This window comes from Salsipaludibacter albus, assembly GCF_019798055.1.
GTDB classification, from domain to species: domain Bacteria; phylum Actinomycetota; class Nitriliruptoria; order Nitriliruptorales; family Nitriliruptoraceae; genus Salsipaludibacter; species Salsipaludibacter albus.
Map to the genome: position 1 here is coordinate 67,638 of NZ_JAHOPH010000006.1, position 12,671 is coordinate 80,308.

At 72.6% G+C, this 12,671-nt stretch carries 10 protein-coding genes; 3 read left to right on the forward strand and 7 right to left on the reverse strand.

The annotated features are described in order from the left end of the window. Window positions 1–360, reverse strand: coding sequence for a PadR family transcriptional regulator (locus KR546_RS05405; RefSeq protein ID WP_238443683.1), 360 nt, complete (start codon window positions 358–360; stop codon window positions 1–3). Beyond that, a complete protein-coding gene (locus KR546_RS05410) occupies window positions 360–749 on the reverse strand; it encodes a hypothetical protein (protein WP_238443684.1) in 390 nt (129 codons plus the stop codon). The genes KR546_RS05405 and KR546_RS05410 overlap by 1 nt, the downstream gene beginning before the upstream one ends. Window positions 750–952: 203 nt before the next feature. On the opposite strand from KR546_RS05410, the gene KR546_RS05415 reads away from it, so the two are divergent. After that, window positions 953–2,527, forward strand: a complete 1,575-nt coding sequence (locus tag KR546_RS05415; RefSeq protein ID WP_238443685.1) for a M28 family metallopeptidase — start codon at window positions 953–955, stop codon at window positions 2,525–2,527. A 72-nt stretch (window positions 2,528–2,599) separates the two neighbouring features. Here KR546_RS05415 and KR546_RS05420 read toward each other — a convergent pair whose 3' ends face one another. From KR546_RS05420 to KR546_RS05435, 4 genes are all read right to left on the reverse strand, one after another. Beyond that, window positions 2,600–3,775 (reverse strand): M14 family zinc carboxypeptidase, encoded by a 1,176-nt coding sequence (locus KR546_RS05420; RefSeq protein ID WP_238443686.1) that lies wholly within the window; start codon window positions 3,773–3,775, stop codon window positions 2,600–2,602. A gap of 88 nt (window positions 3,776–3,863) precedes the next feature. Further along, entirely contained in the window at window positions 3,864–4,301 is a 438-nt protein-coding gene (locus KR546_RS05425; protein ID WP_238443687.1) for a nuclear transport factor 2 family protein, read from the reverse strand. 119 nt (window positions 4,302–4,420) lie between these two features. After that, window positions 4,421–7,561, reverse strand: coding sequence for an AAA family ATPase (locus tag KR546_RS05430; RefSeq protein ID WP_338019097.1), 3,141 nt, complete (start codon window positions 7,559–7,561; stop codon window positions 4,421–4,423). 57 nt (window positions 7,562–7,618) lie between these two features. Continuing rightward, a complete protein-coding gene (locus KR546_RS05435; RefSeq protein ID WP_238443689.1) occupies window positions 7,619–9,082 on the reverse strand; it encodes an SGNH/GDSL hydrolase family protein in 1,464 nt (487 codons plus the stop codon). Between the two features lie 170 nt (window positions 9,083–9,252). On the opposite strand from KR546_RS05435, the gene KR546_RS05440 reads away from it, so the two are divergent. Both KR546_RS05440 and KR546_RS05445 read left to right on the forward strand, forming a co-directional pair. After that, window positions 9,253–10,122, forward strand: a complete 870-nt coding sequence (locus KR546_RS05440) for an MBL fold metallo-hydrolase (protein ID WP_238443690.1) — start codon at window positions 9,253–9,255, stop codon at window positions 10,120–10,122. 196 nt (window positions 10,123–10,318) lie between these two features. Further along, on the forward strand, window positions 10,319–11,776 hold the full coding sequence (locus KR546_RS05445; protein ID WP_238443691.1) for a hypothetical protein: 1,458 nt from the start codon (window positions 10,319–10,321) through the stop codon (window positions 11,774–11,776). 10 nt (window positions 11,777–11,786) lie between these two features. Here KR546_RS05445 and KR546_RS05450 read toward each other — a convergent pair whose 3' ends face one another. Further along, the gene (locus KR546_RS05450) at window positions 11,787–12,524 is read right to left on the reverse strand and encodes a PP2C family protein-serine/threonine phosphatase (protein WP_238443692.1); all 738 of its coding nucleotides are present in this window, start codon (window positions 12,522–12,524) and stop codon (window positions 11,787–11,789) included. Window positions 12,525–12,671 lie beyond the last annotated feature (147 nt).

Consider the following 12,671-nt stretch of genomic DNA (forward strand, 5'->3'; position numbering starts at 1 on the left):
TCAGGCGTTCCCCAGCAACAGCGGCAGCGGGTCGTGCCCGCGCCAGGCTTCTCCGAGGGTTCGGGCGACCGTGACCCACTGGCGCTGGTGCTCCGCGAGGGCGGCCCCGCCCTCGTCCGTGAGGGCGTAGTACTTGCGACGCCGACCTTCCGGTGGGACCCGCCACTCCGTCGTGACGTAGCCCAGTCGGTGGAGGCGGTGCAGCAACGGGTACAGCATCCCGTCGGTCCACTCGAACTCACCGCCCGACAGGTCACGGACCCGCTTGAGCAGCGCGTAGCCGTAGCTCTCGCCGTCGGCGAGGATCGCCAGCACGAGCGGGGTGGCCGAGGCCGCGACCAGGTCCTTGTCGATCTGCATCAGGCGTCCCGGTGCTGCAGGAGCGACCACGTGCCACCCGCGGCGACGTGGAACAGCCAGGCGGACGCGGCGAACATCGTGGCGAACATCCCGTTGAGCCCGATGATCTCCAGACGCGGGTTGCCGGGCGCGAGCCCGGCCGCGAGGGCCACGACCGTGACGGCGACGGGCCAGGCGGCCATGGCCAGCAGCACCGTCACCATCTCGCGTGACCGCAGGCGAGCGACGGCGGTGCCGACCACCGCGACGGCGAACACCGGCAGGTACATCAGGTCGGCCGGATCACCGGACGCCCCGATCACCCCCAACGCCCCGATGCCCCACGCCAGCAGCAGGGTCGCCCCGAGGCCGATCGCGATGGCGGCCCGACGGGCAGTCGTGTCGGTCATGGTCCGGTCCTCGTTCGACAGCAGGAGGTCGGCAATACATAGAACCACAAGGTACATAGGTGTGCAAGTCATAGATGTGCGGGGGTGACGGGTCTCGCACCCTCCCGGCGACCCCCGCGGTACGCCCTTGACACCGGACCCGGCGACGGCGAGGGTTGACCTCCCGGGCGTCATGGGGACGGCCGGGCAGACCAGGGGGAACCATGCGCACGACACCACGGACCATCGGGGTGGCCGCCGCTGCGGCCGCCGTCGTCGCCGCCGGCATGCTGCCGGTCGCCGCCGACCCGAACAACAACAACTCGCGCAAGCTCACCGAGGCGGTCACCGTCGACGGCATCCTGGAACACGAGCAGGCACTGCAGGACATCGCCGACGCCAACGGCAACAACCGCCTCGCCGGCGCACCGGGCTACGAGGACACGGTCGACTACGTGGCGGCCCGTGCCGAGGCAGCCGGACTGGACGTCACCATCCAGGAGTTCGACTACACGCTGGACTTCCTCGCGGACTGGCAGGCACCGGTCCTGGCGGTGGAGGGTGGCGCCGAGTTCGTCGGCGGGATCGCCGGCGGACAACTCGGGGGTGACTTCGGGTCGATGTACAACACCGGCGCCTACGGCGTCGACGTCACGGCACCCGTCTGGGCCGCGGACCTGGCCGACGGGGGGCCGACGACCAGCGGCTGCCAGGCCGCGGACTTCGCCGGGATGCCGGCCGGCGCGATCGCGGTCATCCAGGTGGACCTCATCCTCAACCCCGTGGGCTGCTTCCCCACCAACATCTTCAACGCCTTCGGCGCCGGTGCCGCGGCGATCGTGGTGATCCCCACCGGCCAAGCGGGAGACACCGGGCCGGTCTGGATCAACTTCTCGGGCACGACGCTCCCGGCGATGGCCGCGTCGTTCGAGACGGGCCTGGAGCTCACCGGCGGTGTGCTGCAGGGTGACACGGGCCAGACGGCCCGGTTCTTCATCGACTGGCGCCCGGGGACCTACACGACCCGCAACGTGATCGCGCAGACACCCGAGGGTGACCCCGACAACGTGGTCGTCGTGGGTGCACACCTCGACTCGGTCGGCGTCGGTCCGGGCATCAACGACAACGGGTCCGGCTCGTCCACGATCCTCGAGATCGCCGAGCAGATGTCCAAGGTCAAGCCCCGCAACGCCGTGCGCTTCGCCTGGTTCAGCGCCGAGGAGTCCGGGCTGCTCGGCTCCGAGGCCTACGTCGACAGCCTGTCGGCGGACGAACTCGACCAGATCGCGGCCATGCTCAACTTCGACATGGTCGGCTCGCCGAACTTCGCCCGGTTCGTCTACGACGGCGACCTGTCGGACTCCGAGCCACCGCCCAGCGGTGCACCCGACGGCTCGGCCCAGATCGAGGACCTGTTCGTCGACTGGTTCGACAGCCAAGGCCTGGCGAGCGAGCCCACCGCGTTCAGTGGCCGGTCGGACTACGGACCGTTCATCGAGGTCGGGATCCCGGCCGGTGGCCTGTTCACGGGTGCCGAGGGGATCAAGACCGAGGAGCAGGTGGCGCTGTACGGCGGCACGGCGGGCGAGCAGTACGACCCGTGCTACCACCTGTCCTGCGACGACATGGACAACCTCAGCCTGACGGCGCTGGACCAGATGGGCGACGCGGCGGCCCACGCCACGATCTCCCTGGCCCAGAGCACCGAGATCGTCAACGGCGTCCGTGGGAAGGGCAACTTCAGCCCGAAGACGACCGGCCCGCCGATCCCGGAGCCCGTCGCGCTGCTGGGCGACTGACCCGACGCGCTGCCGGCCTGACCGACGGCGGCCCCTCCCGAGGGAGGGGCCGCCGTCATGGTGCGGGGTGGATCAGACGCCGTCCGGCGGGAGGAAGACCCGGTCAGGGATGTCCTCGTAGGCCTCGGGGTCCAGCGACGAGATCGAACCGTCGGCGATGGCCTCGATCAGCCCGGTCAGGCCGACCTCGATCTGCTTGCGCAGCATGCCCTTGCGCTTCAGCCCGTCGTACTGGGTCTGGCTGGACGTCTCGAACAGGACGGTCGCACTGCCACGCAGGGCGAACGACCCCAGGGCGGTGCCCGGCAGGTTGATGTCCTGCGGGTACAGGGTCACGGCACCGAAGCCACTCTCACCCTGTCCCTGCAGTGCGTCGTACACGGCCACGTTGGCCTGCCGCGACGCGTCGTAGTCGAACTCCGGCCAGTCACCGAACTCGGTGGGGTCCGCGATGAAGCGACCCGAGATCGACAGCGGTGACATCTCCTCGAGGTCGTCGGTGGCGTAGCACGACCACTGGTTGTGCAGGTCCACGAAGTAGTCCACGACCCCGAACTCGGACTCCAGCCCGGCGTAGACGTCACGCACGGTCTGGGCCTCGGGGGTGATGTACCAACCCGTGTCGGCGCTGTTGCCCGGGAAGTCCTCGGGCTGCGGCACGTAGTCGAGGTCCGGGTTGAAGTCCCGGTTCACGTCGTAGCCACCGGTGCGGTTGCTGTAGTTCCAGGCCGGCTGGACACCTTCGAGCTGGGGGAAGTCCTCGACGGTCTCGGCCCACGTGTAGTCGTTCTGGCGGGTGTCGTTGGCCGCACCGTCGACGTTGAGCCGCGGGATGGCGACGATGGTGATGTTCTCGCGGATCTCTTCGGCCCACGGAGTGTTGCCGCCGAGCTGCTGGAGCATGTCCAGGAGCGCCTCGGTGCCGTGGTTCTCGTTGCCGTGGATCTGGGACTGCACGAGCATGACCGTGTCACCGGTGCCGACCCGCGCGGTGTAGATCTCGCGACCTTGGTTGGAGTAGCCGGCCACCTCGACGTCCACCGTGCCGCCGGTGGTGCGCTCGATGCGCTCCAGCGTCGAGGTGATCTGCTCGTGCGAGGGGAACCCGGCGATGCCGGATCCCGATGCCTCCGTACCACAGTGCGACTCGGTCGGGACGGCGCTCGCGGTGGTGGACACGCCGATGCCCGCGGCCACCAGGGCGGCGGCCCCGATGACCGTCGTCAGTCGTCGTCTTCGTCGTTTCATGCTGCATCCTTGGTTGGGGGGACGCACAAAAGGCTACCGACGACCCGGCATGCTGCCACCCCCGCGAGCGACGTCGACGTCCCGAACCTCAGACGGGCAGTGCGAGGTCCAGCATGTGCTCGTTGGGGTGGCCCACCGACAGGTGGACCTGGGCGTGGCGCCAACCGTCTTCCTCGCGGACCAGCACGGCCGTCAGGCGCATGCGGATGCGTCGACCGTCCGCCAGCGTCATCGTCGGCTCGTCGGCGATCCAGGCCACGTCGCCGTGGTGGTCGATCCGGGGTGTGCCTGCGCGGACCTGCACCCCGGACGCCGCCATGGACGCGGCCTGGGCGCGGACGGTGGCGACGAGGTGCTCGCGCTCGTCCCAGAACTCCTCGGGGTCGGTGCCGATCACGACCGGCTCGTGGGCGCGGGTGATCCGATCGGTCCAGGCGGCCGCGTCACCGGTGGAGAAGGTGTCGTAGAGATCGGCGAGGAAGCGGCGGACCTCCTCGGTGGTCTGGTCGGTGGTGGTGGCGGTCATGGTGGTCTCCTGCGTCGGTTCGGACCGGCGTTCGGCCCGTACCCCTCCGGCGTGGGAAACCGTCCCACGTCGTGGGACGAGCCGTGGGACGAGCCGTGGGGCGGCGTGGCGGGACGCCCTCAGCGATCCCACCTGACCGGCATCTCGGGTCGGTAGGAGCACAGCCGGCCGGTCCGGACGGCGTTGTCGAGGTGACGCCCCAGCGCCGGGTCGGCCTGGCCGACCCGGGCGATCGCGTCACGGATCCGCGACGTCACCGTGGTCCGGGCCCGCTCGGCCGCGTCGCCGGACCGACGTGGCCGGCCACCGAGCCCGTAGGCCTGGGTCAGGGCCTCCACGAGCGCGTCACGCTCCCGGACCGCCCGCTCGGCGGCCACCGGGTCGTTGTCGGTCCGCGCCCGCTCGACCTCGCCCTCCAACTCGGCGAGCCGGGCCCGGTAGGCCCGTCGGGCCTCGTCGTCGAGCACCGGTCCGAGGTCGCCCTCCACGCCCGCCGCCTCGGCGCCGACCGCTCGGTGTGGCTGGCCACCCGGACCGGCGTCGGCCGCCACCAGGTCCAGCGCCGGGACGTCGCGACCCGGACGATCGAGCAGGCGGGCGAGGTCGTGCAGCCCCTTGACGTCGCGGACGCGCACCGTGGTGTCCTGCCACCCGACGACCCACCCGTCGGGCTCCTGGCGGAACGTGCCGTGCGGCGCGACCACCCGGGTCCCGGCGCGTCCCTCAGCGCCACCCAGTGCCCGGACGCGGTCGCGGACCTCGGCGACCCGCCGCCCGAATCCCACCTCGTCGTAGAGCACGGCCGCCTCCGCGAGTCGGGCCGGATCATCGAGCGCGACCCCGGCGTCGCGCAGGGTCCTGGCCACCAGCGCGACCCCACCCAGTCGTCGGTTGGCGGCCACGGCCGCGGCGAAGTGCCCGGCGGCGGCCTCGCGGTCCCCGCGGGCGGCCGCGAGCAGGCCCAGCGGCCGCTCGACCGACCCCAGCCACACGGCCCCGATGCCCTCGACGACGTACCGGTGCCCGTGGGGCTGCAGCAGGTCGTAGGCGGGATCGGCGATCGGGTGCTGACCCACCAGCCCCACGACGTGGGCAACCTGGTTGAGCATCGGCAGCCACTCCGAGTCCTCCGGCAAGTCACCGAGCGCGTCCGTGACGGCGTCCAGCTGGACCATCGCCGCGTTGCTGCGGCCGGTCTCGGCGAACCCGAGCGCCAGCGCGACCCGGACCCAGGGCGCGGGGGGCATGTCGTCCAGCGTGTCGAGCGCGTCGACCTCGTCGGCGAAGGCCTCGCGGTCACCCTGCTCGACCAGGGCCCACCAACGATGGGTGGCGGTCAGGAACCGCGCGTTGTCACTGCCGGCCTCGGCCCCGATCCGGCGTGCCTCCTCCTCGCGTCGTGCCGCCTCGTCGACCCGCCCGTACAGCAGGTGGCGGGCTGCCTGCCACAGCGGCGGATACCACGTGACCATCGGGTCGCCGAGCTCGGTCGAGCGATGCTGGAACGCGTCGAGGTCGGACTCGGCACCGACCCGGTCGCCCTGCTCGAGCCGGGCCACCAGGCGGAGGCGGTGGCCGAGCAACTCGAGGACCGGGTCACCTCCGCGGGCCAGGGCGACGACCTCGGTGGCGGCATCCTCCCGCTCCTCGCAGTGGTCCGGGCCGGCCAGGACGTCGCACCGTGCGGCCAGGCAGGCCGCGAGCACCTCGCGATCCCCTGCCTGCCGGGCCAACTCGACGGCGCGATCGGCGAGGTCGCGTCGGCGGGCCTCCTGGTCGCCGTGGGTCAGGGCCACGGCGAGCCGGGCCCGCAGGCGCGCCTCCCAGCCGGGCAGCCCGGCCGGCAGGGCGTCCAGGGCGTCCTCGAGCAGGTCGAGCTGGGCCCGGTCGAGCAGCGGGACCTCGAAGCCCGACGGACCGGACCCGACGCCCAGGACGGCGCGCGCCAGCAGCACCGGGTCGACGCCGCGAGCGGCCTTCGCGGCCGCCGCGTGCACCTGCCGCGCCTCGCCGGACCGGCCAGTCGCCCGCAGGGCGTCACCCAGGCCGACCAGCACGCGGGGCTGCAGGGTCGTGTCCGGCGACGTGTCCGGCAGGAGGTCGACTGCCCGCCGGAGCAAGGCGACGGCACCTTCTGGCTCCCCCGCGTCGGTCGCGCGCTCGGCGGCCTCCGCCAGCCGCTCCGCCCCCATGTCGGAGAGTCGCTCCCGCTGCGCGACGGGGACCACCTCGAGGACGGCGTCCCGCACGACCTCGTGGCTGAACGCCCACTTCCCACCCGAGCGCCGGACCAGCCCCAGGTCGTCCAGCGACGCGACCGGGGCGGGGACCAGGGCGGCCAGGGCCGAGTCGTCCCCGGAGGTGCCGAGGACCGCCGCTGCCTCGACCAGGCGCCGCGCGACGGGCGACGACCGCGCGAGACGACGGTCGACCAGCTGGCGCACCACGTCGGGAACCAGGCCGGCCGCGCCCTCGGGGTCGAGTTCGTCGCGATCCGCCAGGCCGCGCACCAGGTCGGCGGCGAAGCGCGGGTTGCCCCCCGTCCGCCGGTGGACCACGGCGAGCACCGCCTCCGGGACCGGGCGACCGGCCGCCACCTCGAGTACCGGGGCCAGCTCCTCGGGGGTCAGGCCACCCAGCAGCACGACCTCGCCGAACCGGCCGAGGTCGACCCCGTGGACCACGACGGTTGAGGACGCCTCCGCGGTCGCGAGCACGCCCACGGCCAACGACGACAGTTGGGGCGCGAGCCACGCCAGCAGGTCGACCGACGCACGATCGGCCCGGTCGATGTCGTCGAGCACCCACAGCACGGGCTCCCGGTCGGCACGGTCACGGAGGCTGGCGAGCAGGCGCGCCCGCCAGCGCAGGACGGTGGCACGGGGCGCCGACGTCCCGGCCCCAGGGGCGTCCGACACGCGACTCGATCCAGTCACGGTCACCGGGACCTCGAGCAGGGCGGCCAGGACCTCGCCCCCGTCGGACAGCGACGCCGCGGCGCGCGTCCACGCTCCCAGGTGCTCGCCGTCCGGCGCCCCGCCCCCTCGGGCGACGGCGATGCCGCGTGACTGCGTGACCGCGGCCCGCACCAGTTCGGTCCGCCCGCTCCCGACCTCGCCGGCCAGGACGAGCACGTGTCCCGCGCCGCCGACGAGGCGGGTCAGCATCCCGTCCAGGCGCGCCCGCACTCGCGCCCGTGGACTGCTCCGCCCCGTGCCGTCCATGCCCTCCCCCGGGTCGTCCGGGTCCGCTGCGCGCATCCCCCTTGAGCGACCGCCGACGGCCGGGCCCGCGCCGCTGACTCCCCCGGCGAAGGGTCAGGGGCGAGCGACGACCAGCGTCGTGCCGTCGGAGTCCGCGTCCGGATCGTGGTTCGCCCCGGCGTCGTACACCGCGTCGGTGGCCGACACGGCCTCGACGGTGAAGGTGGCCGACGAGTCCTTGCCCTTGATCCCGGTCTTGGTCACCGTGCACGTGCCGGAGCCGTTGGTCACGCACGAGCCGGTGCCGTTCGCACCGCCGCTCCACCGCCCCTGGAGGGAGGCATCGGCGACGGGCTGGTCCTCGGCGTCGTGGACCGTGACGGTCACCGTGGCGTCCCAGCGGTTGCGCGGGGCGCTGGCGGCCTGGCCATCGAGGTCGCCGACGTGCACCTCCACCTCGGTGGGGGGCGGCTCGTACGGATCGACCACGACGGTCACCGTGTCGGTGCCGGTCCCACCACGCCCGTCGTCCACGGCCAAGGTCACCTCGGTCGTCCCCGGCGCCAGGTCGATCGTCGGGGACGCGCCGGCCGCCGAGCCACCCGACCACGACCACGCGTACGTCAACGCGTCACCGTCCGGATCACTCGACCCCGAACCGTCCAGCGTGACGGTCGCCGTGCCCGACTCGCCGGCGGTCACCGCCTGGTCCGGACCGGCGTCGGCCACCGGCGCCTGGTTCGTGGGCGGCTCTTCCGTGTCCCACGTGAACCCGGCGTCCCAGGTCGCGGCCGCGAGCACCTGCTGGCCGGTGACGTTGGGGTGGAAGTAGTCGGTCGTCGACAGCTGCGACAGTTGGAAGGGGTAGCCGAACACCGCGCCACCGTCGTACCGACAGGTCCCCTCGTAGGCAGCACACGCGGCCGCGAGCTCGGCGTTGTAGTCGACGACGCGCTGGCGCACGGCGGCGCGGCGGTCGACGTCGGACTGGGCAGTGCTCAGCGGGTCCTCCAGCATCGACTGGCAGATGCCGTAGAGACTCCAGATGAACCGGGTCCAGCTCGACCCCTTGCCGATGTCCAGCAGGCGTTGCAGGTCCGGGACCGAGGCGACGAACACGGCCGCGTCCGGGGCCCGGGCACGGACGGTGTCCAGCCCCGCCTCGACGTCACCGGCGAAGTCGACCACCGAGGTCATGCCACCGACCGTGTCGGTGCAGGCGTCGTTGGCGCCCATCAGGACCGTCACGTAGCCGACGTCGGCGGCGATGCCCTGGGCCTGCGACACCAGGTCACCGGCGTCGGCCCCCGTCACGGCGAGGTTGTCGCGACGGATCGAGGTGCCCGAGAGGTCCTCCAGTCGGGTCACGTGGCTGTCGATGGCCGAGCCGGTGCTCCACGAGTTCTGCGGACAGTCGGCGAGCAGCCCGCAGCCGGCGTGGAAGCCACGCGTGATCGAGTCGCCGAGCGCGGCGGCAGCGGTGGGCACCGGGACCACCTGCTCCTGCGCGACGGCGGGCAACCCCCCGGCGACCACCAGCAGCACCGACACGACCATGACCACGACACGACGAGACACGAGTGCCCTCCCCTGGGTTTCCCGGACCCGTCGAACCCTAGTCCTGCACCCGGCGCGAGGACGCCATTCGGGCGTCCCGATCGCGGCATCCCTCGACACCCGGACCGAACGACGAGCACCGACGCCACGACCGGTGGCGTAGCGTGGCGATCCCGACCGGAGGTGATCGCGTGGCGCACCACGACGACCTCGCTCGCGGGAGTGACGGACCACCGGGCACCTTCCGCGAGGTGGCGGACCGGGTCTGGGTCGCCCGCTACCCGTGGTTCGACGTCAACGTCACGCTGGTCGTCGGCTCGGCCGGTGCCGTCGTGGTGGACACGCACGCCTCCGGGCTCGCGGCCCGTCAGGTCGTGGACGATCTCGGACGCGTCCCGGGTGGCCGCCAGGTCGTCGCGATCGTGAACACCCACGAGCACTTCGACCACACCTTCGGCAACGCCACGATGCGATCGGCCTTCGGCGACGTGCCGATCCACGCCCACGAGGTCGCGGCCGCACGCACCGTGTCGGCGGGCGCCCGCGTCAAGGCCTTCTACGACGCGGATCCCGACGACCCACACCGCGATGAGGTGCTCAACACCTCGATCGTCCCTGCCGATCGCGTCTTCGGCACCGACGCCACCCTCGACCTCGGGGACCGGCAGGTCCACCTGCACCATCCCGGACGCGGCCACACCGGCGGCGACCTGGTCGTGACGGTCCCGGATGCCGACGTGCTGCTCGCGGGCGACCTGGTGGAGGAGGCCGGCCCGCCGGCGTTCGGCGACGACTCCTTCCCGCTCGAATGGCCCGGGACGCTGGCCCGCATCCGGCAGCACCTCGGCCCCGACAGCGTGGTGGTGCCCGGTCACGGCGCCGTGGTCGACCCGGCCTTCGTCCGGCGCCAGCAGGACGACCTCACGCGGTTGGCCGACACCATCCGGGCGAGCGCCGGGGAGGGGGCCGACCCCGAGGATGCCCTGCACGACGGGGACTGGCCGTGGCCCGCCGAGATGCTCGTCACCGCCGTGCGCCGTGGGTACGACCACCTCGGATGAGCCGGCCTCCTCGCGGCCGGGTCGGCCGCATGGGGTCCGGCCATCGTCCGATGTCCCTCGCGAAACCTCGGTGCGTTGGACGATGGCTCGTGCCGTGCCACGAAATTCTGCTTCCGTTCGGTCCCCTCGATGTGTAGAGTTCGCGCACGCACAACGCGGTGCGCGCCCCGTCGGGGCCACCTCATCGGAGCAGTCCATGCGCCATGCCACCCCCCGGACCGGCGCACGGGCCGTCCACCGGCCCCGCCTCCGTCCCCTCTCGATCATCGCGCTGGCAGCCCTGCTGGCGCTGGTCGTGCTGCCCGGCGTGGCGAGTGCCGGCCCACCGACGACCACGACCAGCCAGGGTGCCGACATCGTGTGCGAGACCGACACGGGGTTCACCGCCGTCTTCGCCTTCGAGGAGTCCGATGCCACCTTCCTCGACCTGTTCGCCGAGACGTTCGGCGACGACGGGTACCTGACCGGCTTCACCGACGACGTCACCTTCGACGGGACCGTGCTCACGGCCGACGTCGACGTCTTCCGCGAGTCCTTCGATGACGGCGAGTTCACCTTCGTCGGCGTCGCGTCGGTCGATGCCACCCTCACGCCCGATGGGCAGCCCGAGACGTTCAGCGATCGCTTCCGCGAGGGCAACCGCTGGGTCCGGACCGAGGACGTCCTCCAGCCGGCAACCGTCGCCGGCTGGCTGGTCCTGGACGGCGAACTCGACATCGACCTGGCGGACTGCGACGCCAACCTGTTCACCTCGACCCAGTACCTCACCAACCCGGCGACGCAACTGCTCCGGTTCGACGAGCGGGTCGTGGACTGCGGCATCGAGGGCGGCATGGGGTCCGTCTTCGCCATCGACGCGGACTTCGGCACGTTCCTCGACGTCTTCGTCGCCGGTGACGACACGGCGCGATACGGGTCCTCGGACAACCTCACGTGGACGGACACGGACCTGTCGGGCAGCGTCGAGCTCTTCGACGACGAGACGGGCGAGCCGGCCGGGACCGCGACCGTCGACGCCGGGCTGACGTCACTGGGAGTCACCACGTCCGACCTGGTCTTCCAGGCCGGACGGTCCACGCAGGTTGACGAGAACTTCGCCGTCGACGGCACGGTGACGATCGACGGCGACACCTTCGAGCTGGTCGACTGCTTCGCCGTGGACTCCAGCAGCCGCCAGCGCACGACCGACGCCAACGGTCCGAGGCCGGGCGGACCGGCCCCGGCCAACGACACACCGGACGGGGCGGCCCTGGTGGGTTCGCGTCCCGTGAACGCCCAGACGCGTGGCGCGGCGAACGCGCCCGAGGCCGAGTGCACGATCGAGTACGAGGACGAGGGGGGCGAGTTCCTCGAGTCCGTGCCGTTCGGGAAGACCGTCTGGTACCGCTTCACGGGCACCGGGCAACCGGTCACGCTGGACACCGCCGGGCGCGACTTCGACACGGTGCTGGCGGTCTACGACGCCGACCTGTCGCCGCTCGCCTGCGCCGACGACGTGGGCGACGAGGACGGCTTCACGCTCCAGGCCGCCACGACGATCGACACGGTCGCCGGCGTCACCTACCTCGTGCAGGTCGGTGGGTACGGCGGCTTCGAGGACGGCGAGGACGTCTCTGTCGCGGAGTTCGGCCATCTCCGACTCACGCGCAGCTGACGGACCGACGTCACCGGCCGACGTCGACCTGGGCCTCGGGCGCCTGCAGGTCGGCGACGACGACGGTGACGTTGTCGGGGCCGCCCCGTTGCAGCGCGGCCTCGACCAGCGCCCGGACCGCCTTGGCGGGTTCGGGGTGGTCACGAAGTGCGGCCGCCACGACCGTTGGCTCCACCACGTCGGTGAGCCCGTCGGACGCCAGCAGGAGTCGGCCCGGGCCGGTCAGTTCCAGCACGTGTGCGTCGAGGTGATCGGCCTCGGAGGCCCCACCGAGGACCTGGGTGATCCAGCCGCCCTCGCTGCGATCCCGAGGGACGACGTCCACCAGGTCGTCGGTCCACCACAGGGCGGCCGAGTCCCCGATGCCGATCACCAGCGCGGTCGCCGGGTCGAGCAGGGAGGCGGCGGCGAGCGTGGTGCCCATCCCGGTCGTCTCCGGATGGTCCCGCATGTGGGCGAGCAGGCGCCGCTGCATCGTGGCGACCAGGTCGGCGACGGCGTCCCGGTCGACGGGCAGGTCCGCCCCGGCGACCACCTCGGCCACCAGCCGCGACGCGACGTCCCCGGCCGGGTGCCCGCCCATCCCGTCCAGGACCGCCAGCATCGCGGGGCTGGCGAGTTCGTCGGTGGCCTCGTCGTGGTCACCCGTCACCAGCGTGGTGCCCACCACCGCGTGGTCCTCGTTGCGGCGGCGGACGTGGCCCACGTCGGTGGCGGCGGCGACCGCGGTCGTCGGCTGGGCCGGCATCGGCAGATCCTTCGGGTCGGGAGTTCCACCGTAGGAACCGGACGGGGTCGTCGACAGCGCCCGACCGGCCAACCGACCACACGGACACCCCGCGTCCCGCCCAGCGGGCATCCACGGGGAACCCCGACCGCACGGTGGCGGCCCGGC